This is a genomic window from Niabella pedocola (assembly GCF_021044425.1).
Classification (GTDB): Bacteria; Bacteroidota; Bacteroidia; order Chitinophagales; family Chitinophagaceae; genus Niabella; species Niabella pedocola.
Genome location: NZ_JAJNEC010000007.1, coordinates 175,058 through 188,902 on the forward strand (window position 1 = coordinate 175,058; position 13,845 = coordinate 188,902).

Consider the following 13,845-nt stretch of genomic DNA (forward strand, 5'->3'; position numbering starts at 1 on the left):
AGATTCCAAACATCAGGTATTAAACGGATCTAACTTCAACCTTTAAACGTTCCTTGTCCTCCTTCACGAACCAAAAACAAATAACCGCCGCCACAATCATCAAACCGCCGCCCATCTGTACAGCCAGCAGGCGGTCATTGTTCAATACATTCCGCATCAGCCATCCAAACCCTAAGGAGGCAATGATCTCCGGTAGTACAATAAAGAAATTAAAAATACCCATATAGATGCCTACTTTATCCTTGGGCAATACACCGCTCAACATCGCATACGGCATACTCAGGATACTGGCCCAGGCAATGCCCACGCCGGTCATGCATACATATAACATGTACTTATCCGTAACCCAGGCAACACTGATCAACCCCAGTGCGCCTGCCAACAGGCACAAAGCATGGGTGGCCTTCCTCCCCAACCGGTCTGCGATGGCGGGTAAAACCAACGCAAACAAAAAGGTAACCACGCTGTAGAAGGCCAGGGTCAAACTGCCAAAATCTGCGCCCGCGGCGTATACCGGGTCGCTGGCGTCCCTGCCGCCAAATACATTTACCGCAACCGCGGTAGTATAATAAAACCACATCAAGAACAAGCCCGGCCAGGTGAAGAACTGCACCAATGAAATGATCCGCATCCGGGGCGGCATGGTTGCCAACGCCTGCATGATCTCCCGGAATCCGCCTCCAAATCCCTTATGCGATTCCTTTACTTTTTCCCTGTATCCCAGGTCCTGCGGCGGATATTCTTTCGATGTAAACACCGTGTATAAAACAGCCGCCAGGAAGAAAAAGGCGCCCAGGTAAAAAGACCATTTTACGTTTTCAGGGATTTCACCCGGCACCGCTGTATTCTGAAAATGAAACATATTTTTCATCAACCAGGGCAGGGCCGATGCGATACTTCCCCCAAGCCCGATCATAAAACTCTGCATAATAAAACCACGGTTTACCTGGCTATCCGGCAGCTTATCGGTTACAAAGGCCCGGAACGGCTCCATGGCCACATTGCCAAACACATCCAGTACCCAAAGCAGTCCGGCCGCCATCCAAAGCGCACTGCTGTGCGGCATAAAGAGCAGGGCAATGGAACTGATCAGTGCCCCGATCATAAAATAGGGTCGCCTCCTGCCCCAGCGCGGATGCCAGGTTTTATCACTCAGGTATCCGATAACGGGTTGTACCAACAGACCGGTAAGCGGCGCAGCCAGAAATAAGAGGGGTACCTGATCCGGGTTGGCCCCCAGGTTCTCATAAATGCGCCCCATATTGGCACGTTGCAGATCCCAGCCAAACTGGATCCCAAAGAATCCGACACTCATGTTGATGATCTCCGCCAGAGACAATTTCGGCTTCGAATCGTTTAATGTTACAGACATAGCAACCGGGTTTAAGCAGCAAATTTAATATGTATTTAATACACATTAAAAATTATTTTCAAAAAAAAGGAGCTGCTTATCCAACTCCTTTTATAATCATATCTTTAAAAACAGGCGTTCCGCTAAAATCATCGTCATTTACGGCGGCCTAAATCACAAACCCGCTGGGCAGCACCGCTCCCTTTTTTACAACGATAATGCCGTCTTTCACCGTATAGAGTTCGTGATCCGTATTCTCCAGGTGGGTACCACCGTTCAGGCGCACGTCATCTCCGATACGGCAATTTTTATCAATAATACAATTGCGGAGGTAACAGCGCTTCCCGATGCCAATGGGCGGAATCCCCTTATTCTGATCGCGGCTCAGGTCTTCAATCGTTTCATAAAAATCGCTACCCATAATGTAGCAGCTTACGATCGTGGAACCGTAACCGATCCGTGACCGGATGCCGATCACACTATGTTCAATGCGCGAGGCATTGATGATGCAGCCCTCGGCAATCACCGTTTTTTCCAGCGTGGTGCCGCTGATCTTTGCCGGAGGCAACATGCGGGGACGGGTAAAGATCGCCTTGGTATTGTCGAACAGGTTGAACTCCGGTATGTCTGAGGTCAATTCCAGGTTGGCTTCAAAAAAAGAGTAGATATTTCCGATATCAGTCCAGTAGCCCTCGTACTGGAAGCTGGTTACCTTATACTCGCTGATCGATGCGGGAATGATCTCTTTACCAAAATCAGTGGCTTCGGGATGTTTCTTCAACAACAGGGATTCCAGTAGTTTCCTGTTAAAGATATAAATGCCCATGGACGCCAGATAGTTCCGCCCTTTTTGCTGCATAGCCGCACCGGTATCGCTTTCCCATTCACCCAGTATGTCTTTCGACGGCTTCTCTATAAAGGAAGTAATAAAATTATTTTCATCGGTTTTTAAGATTCCGAATTCCGGCGCTTCACGGTCTCCCACCGGTATGGTAGCAATCGAAATCTCTGCGCCGCATTCCTTGTGATGTTCGAGCATCTTATTAAAATCCATTTGGTACAGCTGATCGCCGGAAAGGATCAGTACATAATCGCTTGGAAAAGGCCCCAGGTGCCTCAGGCTTTGCCGTACAGCATCCGCCGTACCCTGAAACCAGGTAGGGTTGTCCGGTGTTTGCTCCGCGGCAAGAATGTCAACAAACGCGGTACTAAAAGCGCTGAACCGGTACGTATTTTTAATATGCCGGTTCAGAGACGCCGAGTTGAACTGCGTTAATACAAACATGCGGTGTATATCCGAATTGATGCAATTGGAAATGGGAATGTCAACCAGCCGGTACTTTCCTGCAATGGGTACCGCCGGCTTGGAGCGGGTGCTGGTTAAAGGAGCCAGTCTCGATCCTGCTCCCCCGCCTAAGATCATGGCGATAATCTGATTTGAAATGGACATATAGAATAGTTTAAAATTGCTTGGTGTTATAAATATAAACAGGAATCAGTAAAACCGCTATTATTATTTTATTGTTTTGGCTGCAGCGATTCGTACACCTGGAGGTACTGTTTTGCAGACATATCCCAACCATGATCGATGGTCATCATCCGGCCGCGCATAGCCGCGTACAGATCCCGTTTGTTGGAATACAGATCAATGGCCCGGCCTACAGAATATGCGATATCCCCCACGCTTGATTGTTCCATTTTAATCCCAAAACCGCCCTGATCCCCGAAATCCACAACGGTATCTTTGAGTCCGCCGATATTCCGCACCACCGGTACCGTTCCGTAGCGCAATGCATATAACTGGTTCAGCCCGCAGGGTTCTACCCGGCTGGGCATCAGCAGGAAGTCGGAGCCCGCATACAACAAATGACTCAGCCCTTCGTTATAACCGATATACGCGTTGAAATACCCTTTGAACCGGTTTTTCATCGCATCCAGCTGATGCTCAATTTCCGGCTCCCCGGAACCCAGGATCAGGAAATTGGCCTTTCCCTGGTACTGGTAAATCGACTGGCTGATAGCGTCGGGCAGCAGGTCCGCAGCCTTCTCACCCACCAGGCGACCGATAAAGGTGATCAACGGCTTTTCCGGATCAAGTCCGAACTGTGCCGCCAGCTCCTTCTTATTTTTTTCTTTGCCCGGCGTTACGGCTTCGGTATCATAATTTTTTGCAATAAACCCGTCTGTCTGCGGATTCCACACCTCGGTATCAATCCCGTTGATAATACCCTGGCATTTACCTTTTTCATATTCGAAAAGATTTTGCAGGCCGTTTGCCGAGTGCTTCAGTTCATCCATATAACTGGGACTTACGGTGGTTACCTTCCAGGCGCATTTGATCGCAGAGGCCATCGGGTTAATGGCATCGTTCCAGTCCAGCAGTCCCCAGTTCCAGGTATCGTAAGCCGGCAGGTAATAATATTTATCCCAGCCAAACTGGCCCTGGTACTCTCCATTGTGTATCGTAAACACGGTTGGCACATTTCCCAGCTGGTAGCGGAAGGCATAGGCATGCCGCGCCATGAACGGAATGAGCCCGGTATGGTGGTCATGACAGTGGATCACATCCGGCCGATGCTGCCAGCGTCCGATCCAGTCGCAAACCGCCAGCTGAAAAGCAATGAAACGCTCGGTATCATCTTCATATCCGTAGATCCGCTCCCGGTCCAGTTTCCCGTTGATATCTACCAGGTACAGATCAAATCCCAGCTTATTGGTCTTCTCTTTTATAACACTATATTTAAACCATTCACTGCCCAAAGCCTGCCCGCCTTCGTGTACCAGCTCCCACTCGTTCTGGTATAAGAACTTTGTCCGGTACATCGGCATTACTACTTTAGCAACATGCCCAAGTTCATTCTGGTACTTAGGCAGGGCACCTACCACGTCTCCCAATCCGCCAGCCTTTGCCATCGGATAACATTCTGCTGATACATGAATTATTTCCATAATACTGATTTCTTCCGTTACTAATGTAAGCATTATTTATAAATGAATAGAAATTGCTATAGAAAGAATTAAAATTTTTATTTAGATGATAACTATTTACATTTACTTCCGTAAAAAATAAACGATTGACATGACGAATCAAACGACAAAGTGGTCCCAATTTGGAACGTTAATTATCGTGTTCTTTTTTTGGGGTTTCGTTGCTGCCAGTAATGATATCCTGATACCGGTATTTAAAGAAAAGCTTCACCTGACGCAGGTGCAATCCCAGATGGTTTCTTTTGCTTTTTATGTAGCATATACCATCGGTTCCCTCATCTTTCTTTTGATCAGCAGCGCCATTGGCAAAGACCTCCTGCAAAAGATCGGCTATAAAAATGGTATTTCCCTGGGCCTGATCATTTCGGCCCTGGGCACGCTGATGTTTTATCCGGCCGCGCAACAGGAATCCTTTACCTTATTTATAGTAGGGTTGTTTATTGTAGGGCTCGGCTTCTCACTGCAGCAAACCGCCGCCAATCCCCTGGCCATTATTATGGGCGATCCCAAGCTGGGGTCCCAGCGTTTAAGTCTTGCGGGCGGTATTAATAATTTTGGAACCACCATTGGTCCGCTCGTGGTAAGCTTTGCTATTTTCGGATCGGTTACGGCATCCAGTGCCAGTGCCGATATCCAGAGCATCAAAGTGCCCTACCTGGTATTGGGAGTGGCGTTTGTGATCGTTGCCATTATTTTCCGGTTTTCCTCCGTTCCCAATAAAATTGATCTGGAAGCGGCAGATACATCCGATAACGTGGAGGTCGACGGCAGCAAACAATCGCTCGAAGCCGATACTGCTGCCGTAGTGCCGGCGCGGCGTTCTGTTTTTGCCTACCCGCAACTGGTGCTGGGCATGATCGCCATATTTGTTTATGTAGGTGCAGAAGTAAGCACTGCGGCCAACCTGCCGGAGTTTATGAAAGAGCATCTGCAAACACCAACGGATAAGATCGCTCCCTTTGTATCGCTGTACTGGGCCAGCCTGATGATCGGCCGCTGGACCGGATCCGTTGGGGCTTTTGATATTTCAAAAGGAGCAAAAAGCATTTTGCGGTTCCTGATGCCCTATATCGCCTTCGCCGTTTTCCTGTTGGTTAACAGGATCGCCAACCACGACATTACACCTTTTTATATTTATGCCCTCCTGATTGTAGGCCTGATCGCTTGCGATATTTTAAGTAAAGGGAACCCTGCAAGACAATTGCTTATTTTCAGTTGTATGGGTATGCTCGCCCTGCTGGTCGGGATCTTTGCCGATAAAATGATCAGCGTTTATGCCTTCATTTGCGTAGGGCTCTTCTGCTCTACCCTCTGGCCCTGTATCTTTACGTTGTCCATCGCCGGTTTAGGCAAGTTCACCAATAAAGGTTCCAGCCTGCTCATCCTGATGATTATGGGAGGCGGATTTGTAAGCCTGCTCCAGGGCTGGCTGGCAGCTCCGGAACATCTGGGCATTCAGTATTCTTACTTTGTTGGTGTGGCTTGCTTTGCGTATCTTGCCTTTTATGCCATAAGGGCAAAGGCCGCTCTGAAGCAGCAAGGCATCGACTATGATGTAAAAACTTCCGGAGGCGGACATTAAAACGTATTAAATGGATAATGATATGGGAATTTTAGACTTGTCAAGTGAACTAGCGATTGGCATTGATATAGGCGGTACAAATACCAAATACGGCATTGTGAATCACCGGGGTGAAATTTTAGATAAGGGCGATATAAAAACGGATGCTTACCCTACGATTGAATCCTTTATCGAAGGGCTTTATGAAGCCATGAAGCCGATCATCGATAAAAACAGCTCCGTGGGCATAAAGGGTATCGGTATGGGTGCGCCCAATGGAAATTATTATACAGGAACCATCGAATATGCACCGAACCTGCCATGGAGAGGTGTGATCCCGATTGCAAAAATGGTGAGCGATAAATTTGGCATCCCCTGCACCCTTACCAACGACGCCAATGCGGCGGCGATGGGCGAAATGATGTATGGCGCTGCAAGGGGTATGAAAGATTTTATCATGATCACCCTGGGCACCGGTGTAGGCAGCGGTATTGTTGCCAACGGGCTGATGCTTTACGGCCATGACGGGTTCGCCGGTGAACTGGGGCATACGATTGTACGCCCGGGAGGACGTAAACACTGGAGCACCGGTGCGCATGGTTCCCTGGAAGCGTATTGCTCCGCAACGGGTATTGCCATTACTGCTAAAAAATTAAGGGCTGAAAATATTCATTCCGCACTGAATGAGGTTGCAGAAGAAAACCTGGATTCCCGTGCGGTGTTTGAGCTGGCCGAAAAAGGCGATGAAACGGCGATGGAAGTATTCCGGTACACCGGCCAGATACTGGGAGAAGCGCTGGCCAATTTCATTATGTTCTCATCCCCGGAAGCCATCATTCTTTTTGGAGGCGTAATAAAAGCGGGTGACTATATTATGAAACCCACGAAGGAACATATGGAAAATAACCTGTTGCCTATTTTTCAAAATAAGGTGAAGCTGGTATTCAGCGAATTGAAAGAAGCCGATGCTGCAATCCTGGGTGCCAGTGCGCTGGCCTGGGAGGCTTAACGTTACAGGTTCATGTTACAGGTTTCAGGTTTCACGTGCTGTTCCAACAGGGATGTTAAACCTGAAACTTCAAACATACATTATGGATTACAAAATTCCATCCGCAACCCAAATAGGACATGTACATCTGAAAGTTTCCGACCTCCAGCGGTCGATCGATTTTTATTGCGGGCTGCTGGGATTTGAGATCACTACGATGTATGGCAGTCAGGCTGCTTTTATATCCGCCGGTGGTTACCATCATCATATCGGCCTCAATACCTGGTACAGCAAAAATACCCCACCCGCACCGGTAAAGGCGCCCGGTTTGTTCCATACTGCCATTCTCTATCCTACACGAAAAGACTTGGCCAATATCTTATACCGGCTGGTGCAGCACAACTATCCGCTTACGGGCGCTGCCGATCATGGTGTTTCGGAGGCGCTGTACCTGAATGATCCGGATGAAAACGGCGTAGAACTTTATTGGGACCGCCCGAAAGCCGCCTGGCCCATGCATGCAGACGGCAGTCTTGAAATGTATACCCGTGAACTGGACCTGGATCAGTTGCTGCAGGAACGCGAGCATTGAACCAGGAGCATCCACCTGTCATTCCTTTCACTAAACACTGTTTACTGAAATCTCAGAGCTCAAATCTCGAATCTCAGATCCAAAAGAAGGGCCTCCGTTAAAAATAACAGAGGCCCGTTGTAACTACCAAACCAAACTACTCTCTTCAACAATATCGTTCTTAATAACGCCCGTTGGCGCGTCCATTTCTACCCCGTTCGTTATACCGGTTATTTTTCGAACCGGACTCCCATTTTCTAAAGATGGCATCCACGATCCGGTCGATTTCCCTTCCGGAAATCCTGCGGCTATTTACCTCATCCGTAGCCCAACCCTGCATCACGGTTTCGTCGGAACGCGTATCCACCATTGTTACCGTAATGGTACCTTCCTTTGTAGGCACTTCATAATTGTCGTACCCCATAAACATGGAAGGATAATATACATTGTAAAAACGGCGGCTGTATGGGTTATAAAAAGTGCGGAATCCACCCCAGCTGTACCGGGGATCGGATTCAACTCTTGATCCGCGTTCTACCAGTACATCATAGCTTAAAACCACATCCGGATTGCGCGATACCTGCTGCCACCCCATACGGGATTGCAACCGGTCTGAAATGGCACTTTTTACCTGATTTTCCATCATGGTGCTACTGCCGGTACGTCCGCGGCGGTCTTTTTTCTCGGCCCATGCAAATGTGCGGTACCGGTCAAAATTGGCATTGCGGGAGGTTTCTACATGTGCTGATGGACCACAGCCCGCCAGCACCAGGATCACTGCCGCTACACCTAAAAATTTTATTAAACGGCTTTTCATTTTATTTCTGTTTTTCTATAAGTAAGACGCTGAAAACAGTCAATAGATAACAGCGAGGTTGTAAATTATTTGTGAAAAAAGCCGGATCGCAAAGACGCTCCTATTCAGGAGGCCGGGTTACTTTTTTTTGGAGCGGACCTGTTTTACCGCACCCTGGATGGCTTTTTGCTTTTGCGCCGCGGATACCGCATTGCTTTTTATAAGGTTATACGAAACCGAGATCCTGAAATTCCGGGTTTGAGTAAAGGCGTTGTTTTCCAGCGTAAAGTTTTTCCCGTAAGTAAAGGTTGTAAACTCCTGCTGCCGGAAGGGATCGATGGCTGTAATACCCAGGGTAAGCCTTTTTTTAAACCAGCGGGTTTGTACGGCAAAAAGCTGCTTCAGCGAACTGCGTGCACGACCCTGGGCATCTGCGAGGGAATGGTAGCGGATATTGGTTTCGAAGGTAATGCGATCCGTAAAAATAAAATTCCCGTTAAGACTGGCATAGTACGACGCGCCGTTTTTGTATTTATTCACCTCCCGGTCGTAAGCACTGTACTGGTTATACGTATAACCGGCACCCAGGTTTAAACGCAATTTCCGGCTGATGGTGTAGCCTCCAAAAAAGCTGGAGGTATATTCCTGCCGGTCTGTAATATTCTCATAGGTGAGCTGGGTTTTATCGCCGGGTACCAATGTACGGATCCGCTGGATGATATCTTTTACATAATTATAACCGGCGGAAAGATTGATATAATACCGGCTCCGGAACAAGCCTGCATTCCAATCGATATCATGCCCCAGTTGCGGCACGAGGGCGGGATTACCAAAACTGATATTATACGGATTGCTGTAATCGACGCTGGGGTTCAGCTGGCTTAATACCGGGCGACGGATATGCTGCCGGTATACCAGGGAAGTATTATATCCGCTGCCCCGCCATTCCTTTCGTATGGTAACGCCGGGTAAAAAATTCCAATAATCATTGGAGCGGTTTTCACCACCGCTCAAAAAATCAAAGCGGAACCTGGTGTTTTCCAGTTGCGCGGTTGTAATGATCCGCCACAGCGCGGGCAGGTCTACCGTCACGCCGGTTCTCAGCGTGTAAATGTTTTCAAAATACCGGAAATGCGGGCTCAGGGAATCAACGGCTGAAAAATTTTCCTGCTGCAGGATATCCGTTGTCAGCCGGTTTCTGAAATGATTGTCCGAAACCGTAAACCCGGAGCTCCACAGTATTTTTTTGGACATCGGCTTGTTATAATTTGCCCTGAGCGACCATGCTGTATTATCGTTTTGATTGGTTTGCCGTTGCGTACTGTCTTTTCCGGTAAGCCCTCCGTCCGGCGTTTTGAATTGCTGAAAAAAAACGCGTTCATTGGTATAGCAGCCCGCCGCCAGTGACGCAAAAAGGTTCAGGTTCTCCTTTGCATTTTTTTTACTGACCCAACGGTAATTGGTGGTCAGCACCGGGTTCACCGTTTCACCCGTTACCGTATTGGTTCTTGTGCTTAATTTATAAAGCGCTCCCGATGCATTGATGTTTTTATAATTCGTTTCATTTACATTGTCGATTGTATTCATATTGAACACGGCTGTTACATTCCATAAACTTTGTTTGTTGAATTCATAATCGGAGGATATCCGTAAGTTGGGGCGAATGCTTTTATTTATGAAATAACTTTCCGTGTTCAGGAAATTACTGGAGTCTTTATAAAAATTTTCCCGTGTAGAACGGTTGTCACCTTTAAGTCTGGTAGCGCCCACTCCGCCGGTGGCCTGCAGGATCCACTTCTTATCCCTGTAAGAAATATTGGCCGAAAGATTGGCATCGCCCAGGGTACCATAAAAGAAATTCAACCGGCCGGTAAGCCCCACTTTTCCCTTTTTGGTAACAATATTGATAACCCCTCCGTTATCGGTGGCATATTCAGCCGGAGGGTTCGTCATCAGTTCAATTTTCTCTACCATGCCGCCCGGCATAGCTTCCAGCAGGTCATTCAACTGTTCCGCAGTAAGATTTGTAGGCTTCCCGTCGATGAGTATACGGGGCTCCCGGCCTTTTAAAAGGAGCTTACCATCGGCATCTGCCGAGATCAGGGGCATGGTCTTCAGAATTTCAGCGGTGCTCGACGAAGCGCTGAGTGCCGATTCGCCCACATTATAAATGATGGTACCGTCTTTGTTTTCCACCAGGGGCTTTTCCGAGTACACGATCACCGTTTGCATTTCCCCCGTTTGTAAAAACATTTTTATATCGCCCAGGTTAAAGTCATACCGGTCTGCCCGGATGTGAATACTATCCAGTTGAATGGTTGTGTACCCAATGGAAGAAAACTGAATGCTGTAGTAACCAAAATCGACCGCTGTTATTTCAAAGGCCCCTTTTTCGTCACTGGCAAAGGATCTGTAGATACTGGTTTCCCCCATCCGCGTCAATGCGATGGTGGCACCGGCTAATGCCTTCCCGCTCGTGGAATCAATCATATTCCCGGCCAGGATTCCCTTCACCGTGCTTTGTCCCCAGCCGGTTCCGGCAGTCAGCAATAAAAGCAGTATACTCCAATAAATTCTCATAAAGCGCATCAGCAGTTTTGCATAAACCGTATTAGACCGTTGCTTATTGCAAAGGTTTAATACCCGGGCTTTATTCAGGCCTTGAAGCGCACTGCCGTTTCATGCACGCGTTTCAACAGCTGTAATGAATGCCCCTTCAAAGCGTTCGCATATGCTTCCCGGTCAGGAAGCTATTGTGCAGAATCAGAAACGGAATCGGGCTAAGGAATGCCGGTGACGATCAACAGACAGGTGGAGCGGCATAAACCGGCACGGCGTATACCGGATGAGCGGAACATACAACAGGAGAGCCTTTCCGCGGCAGCGGTTAACCGATATATAAACAACCCCTCTGCATTCGCTATCTCCGTTTGGGATGCCGCTGTGAATTTTGCCAGCTGTAGTCTTTTGCCTAATTTAGTTGTATGAGCAACACAGAAAACACAGCAACGAACACCGTTTCCGGAAACCGCAGTTTCATCGGTCTTGTTATTATTGGAATCTGCATTGTGCTGGCGGGGTTCATTGTTGCCGGCGCCTATAAGTATAAATTCAAAACCCGTCAAACCATACGGGTTACGGGCAGCGCGGAAAAAGATTTCACCAGTGATCTTATTGCCTGGAACGGCAGTTATAACCGCACAGACTTTGATTTAAAAGCCGCATATGCCCAGTTAAAACAGGATGAGACCAATGTGCGCAATTATCTCACACGGAAAGGCATTACGCCGCAGCAGATGATCTTTTCTTCCGTAAAGATCGATAAGATCTTCCGGTCGAACTATAGCGAAGAAACAAAATCGACCACCACTACTTTTGGCGGTTATAACCTTACGCAGAATGTAAAAGTAGAATCGGGCGATATTGCAAAGGTAGAAGCGCTTTCACGGGAAATTACAGAGCTGATCGAAACCGGTATCGAACTCAACTCCCCCGAACCGCTCTACTTTTACACCAAGCTTGCCGATCTTAAGCTGGACCTGCTGGCCAAAGCTGCAGCAGATGCACGTAAGCGTGCAGAAACCATTGCCAAGAATACCGGCGGTGCTTTGGGCAACGTGGTTAAGGCCAATATGGGCATCTTTCAAATCACCGGGCAAAACAGTAATGAAGATTACAGCTATGGGGGAACGTTCAATACCGCTGCCAAAAACAAAACGGCGAGTATTACCGTGAACCTGGAATGTGTGGTGCAATAAAAAAGTGAGCAGCGAAATACGTCACATTTCGCTGCTCACACTTATATGCTTATTTTGTTGTAAGTCTTATCACTTTCTGCGTCCGCCGCCACTTTCGGCGTCGTTCATACGGATCCTTCTTCCCCGGTAGTTTTTACCATCCAGCGCCTTGATCATGATGCGTGCAGAAGCCGTATCCACTTCTACCCAGCTGTTCATTTCCTTCATATCGATCCGGCCCAGGTTGTCTTTACTCAGGCGGCTCATATCCAGGATAAACTGCAGGAAGCTGGCCTTATAAAAGCCGTCTTTTGTGCCCAGGTTTACAAACAGGCGCTGGTACTGCCCGCTACCGGATGCGCGTCCGCCGCGGCCACCCCGCTCCTGTGCACGTGCACCTTTACGGTCATCCCCTCCGCGGTCATTCCGCAGGTTCAGATCCACGGAGTTCTCATAATACTTTAAGAACCGGTCAAATTCCAGGGCGGCAACACGTTGCAATACTTCTTCTTTGCTGATGTTTTCAAACTTTTCCTCTAACACCGGTACGTAGGCTTCATATTCCCCATGACTGATATCGGCTTTGAGCATTTTATCAATAAAATGGAAGAACTGCTTCCGGCAAACATCTTTCCCGGATGGAATATCGATCTTATTAAACTTCGTGTTGATCAGTTTCTCAATTTGTCTTAAGCGGTACACTTCTTTCGGTGTTACGATAGAAATGGAGATACCACTCAATCCTGCACGGCCGGTCCGGCCACTCCGGTGGGTATACACCTCCGTATCATCAGGAAGCTCATAATTGATTACGTGTGTGATCCCCTGCACGTCAATTCCGCGTGCCGCCACATCTGTAGCAATTAACAGCTCCAGCGATTTCTCGCGGAAACGGGCCATTACCTTGTCCCGTTGTGCCTGGGTAAGATCTCCGTGCAACGCTTCAATATCATATCCCTCACGGATCAGCTGCTCGGTAATTTGCTGGGCATCTGCTTTAGTTCTTGTAAATACAATACCATACATGCCCGGGTTAAAATCGATAATGCGTTTTAATGTTTCGTACCGGTTGATGTGCTGGGTCTGATAATATTGGTGTGCGATATTGGTGTTGGCTGAATTGGCCTTGCCTACCGTAATTTCAAAAGGGTTTTCCATATAGCGCTTGCTCACCTGGCGGATTTCCTTGGGCATGGTAGCGCTAAATAACCAGGTGCTCTGGCGGTTGGGTGTTTCTTTAAGGATGAACTCAATATCGTCCTTAAAACCCATGTTCAGCATTTCATCGGCCTCATCCAGTACTACATAATGAATATCTTCCAGGTTGATTGCTTTACGCTCAATTAAATCAATTAACCGTCCCGGAGTAGCCACCACAATATGTGTACCTCTTTTTATTTCACGGATCTGCTGGCTGATGGCTGTTCCACCATATACCGCCGTAACCCCAATGCTCGCATTTTTTTGGCGGAAGGACTGCAGGTCGTTTGCGATCTGCAGGCATAATTCACGGGTAGGGCAAATGATCAGGGCCTGAGGTGCAGGAAATGACCGGTCGATCAATTGCAGCAACGGTAAACCAAAGGCAGCCGTTTTACCGGTACCCGTCTGCGCCAGTCCTATAAAGTCTTTTGTTCCCTGTAATAAAACCGGTATTGCTTGTTCCTGTATCGGAGTAGGTGTTTGAAAACCTATTTGCTGTAATGACTGAAGTAATCCCTCTTCAATTCCCAACGATTCAAATGTAACCACTAAAATATTTTTATAAATTGAACCCGCAAAGGTATGATATTTTTCGTTCTTCGGACCTGAAGTCTCAAAGAGCAAAGAGCGAAGTGCATAAAAAAGCCATC

Annotated in this window: 10 protein-coding genes; 4 read left to right on the plus strand and 6 right to left on the minus strand. The window is 47.8% G+C overall.

The genetic code is table 11. The features are described from left to right. Nucleotides 1–19 precede the first annotated feature (19 nt). The 3 genes from LQ567_RS21740 to LQ567_RS21750 all read right to left on the minus strand — a co-directional run bounded on the left by LQ567_RS21740 (nucleotide 20) and on the right by LQ567_RS21750 (nucleotide 4,333). On the minus strand, nucleotides 20–1,372 hold the full coding sequence (locus LQ567_RS21740) for an MFS transporter (protein ID WP_231007908.1): 1,353 nt from the start codon (nucleotides 1,370–1,372) through the stop codon (nucleotides 20–22). Between the two features lie 148 nt (nucleotides 1,373–1,520). Then, the gene (locus LQ567_RS21745; RefSeq protein WP_231007909.1) at nucleotides 1,521–2,801 is read right to left on the minus strand and encodes a glucose-1-phosphate adenylyltransferase; all 1,281 of its coding nucleotides are present in this window, start codon (nucleotides 2,799–2,801) and stop codon (nucleotides 1,521–1,523) included. Nucleotides 2,802–2,869: 68 nt separating this feature from the next. Further along, nucleotides 2,870–4,333 carry a glycogen synthase gene (locus LQ567_RS21750; RefSeq protein ID WP_231007910.1) on the minus strand — a complete coding sequence of 488 codons (1,464 nt, stop codon included), beginning with the start codon at nucleotides 4,331–4,333 and terminating at the stop codon, nucleotides 2,870–2,872. 97 nt (nucleotides 4,334–4,430) lie between these two features. Between LQ567_RS21750 and LQ567_RS21755 the strand changes: the two genes are divergently transcribed. From LQ567_RS21755 to LQ567_RS21765, 3 genes are all read left to right on the plus strand, one after another. Next, nucleotides 4,431–5,921, plus strand: a complete 1,491-nt coding sequence (locus tag LQ567_RS21755) for an MFS transporter (RefSeq protein WP_231007911.1) — start codon at nucleotides 4,431–4,433, stop codon at nucleotides 5,919–5,921. A 22-nt stretch (nucleotides 5,922–5,943) separates the two neighbouring features. After that, nucleotides 5,944–6,909, plus strand: coding sequence for an ROK family protein (locus tag LQ567_RS21760; protein ID WP_231007912.1), 966 nt, complete (start codon nucleotides 5,944–5,946; stop codon nucleotides 6,907–6,909). An 82-nt stretch (nucleotides 6,910–6,991) separates the two neighbouring features. Continuing rightward, entirely contained in the window at nucleotides 6,992–7,480 is a 489-nt protein-coding gene (locus LQ567_RS21765) for a VOC family protein (protein ID WP_231007913.1), read from the plus strand. Nucleotides 7,481–7,640: 160 nt separating this feature from the next. On the opposite strand, the gene LQ567_RS21770 is transcribed toward LQ567_RS21765, so the two are convergent. Next, nucleotides 7,641–8,276 carry a DUF4136 domain-containing protein gene (locus LQ567_RS21770; protein WP_231007914.1) on the minus strand — a complete coding sequence of 212 codons (636 nt, stop codon included), beginning with the start codon at nucleotides 8,274–8,276 and terminating at the stop codon, nucleotides 7,641–7,643. A gap of 117 nt (nucleotides 8,277–8,393) precedes the next feature. Continuing rightward, entirely contained in the window at nucleotides 8,394–10,835 is a 2,442-nt protein-coding gene (locus tag LQ567_RS21775; RefSeq protein WP_231007915.1) for an outer membrane beta-barrel family protein, read from the minus strand. Nucleotides 10,836–11,239: 404 nt separating this feature from the next. Between LQ567_RS21775 and LQ567_RS21780 the strand changes: the two genes are divergently transcribed. Further along, nucleotides 11,240–12,013 (plus strand): SIMPL domain-containing protein, encoded by a 774-nt coding sequence (locus tag LQ567_RS21780; protein WP_231007916.1) that lies wholly within the window; start codon nucleotides 11,240–11,242, stop codon nucleotides 12,011–12,013. 69 nt (nucleotides 12,014–12,082) lie between these two features. Here the strand turns inward: LQ567_RS21780 and LQ567_RS21785 are convergent, their stop codons facing one another. After that, nucleotides 12,083–13,744, minus strand: coding sequence for a DEAD/DEAH box helicase (locus LQ567_RS21785; protein ID WP_231007917.1), 1,662 nt, complete (start codon nucleotides 13,742–13,744; stop codon nucleotides 12,083–12,085). Nucleotides 13,745–13,845 lie beyond the last annotated feature (101 nt).

Bases quoted from the DNA above. Each gene is read 5' to 3' on its own strand.
- LQ567_RS21760 (WP_231007912.1), top strand. From the start codon at position 5,944: ATGGGAATTTTAGACTTGTCAAGTGAACTAGCGATTGGCATTGATATA.
- LQ567_RS21755 (WP_231007911.1), top strand. From the start codon at position 4,431: ATGACGAATCAAACGACAAAGTGGTCCCAATTTGGAACGTTAATTATC.
- LQ567_RS21765 (WP_231007913.1), top strand. From the start codon at position 6,992: ATGGATTACAAAATTCCATCCGCAACCCAAATAGGACATGTACATCTG.
- LQ567_RS21745 (WP_231007909.1), bottom strand. From the start codon at position 2,801: ATGTCCATTTCAAATCAGATTATCGCCATGATCTTAGGCGGGGGAGCA.
- LQ567_RS21780 (WP_231007916.1), top strand. From the start codon at position 11,240: ATGAGCAACACAGAAAACACAGCAACGAACACCGTTTCCGGAAACCGC.
- LQ567_RS21740 (WP_231007908.1), bottom strand. From the start codon at position 1,372: ATGTCTGTAACATTAAACGATTCGAAGCCGAAATTGTCTCTGGCGGAG.
- LQ567_RS21750 (WP_231007910.1), bottom strand. From the start codon at position 4,333: ATGCTTACATTAGTAACGGAAGAAATCAGTATTATGGAAATAATTCAT.
- LQ567_RS21775 (WP_231007915.1), bottom strand. From the start codon at position 10,835: ATGAGAATTTATTGGAGTATACTGCTTTTATTGCTGACTGCCGGAACC.
- LQ567_RS21770 (WP_231007914.1), bottom strand. From the start codon at position 8,276: ATGAAAAGCCGTTTAATAAAATTTTTAGGTGTAGCGGCAGTGATCCTG.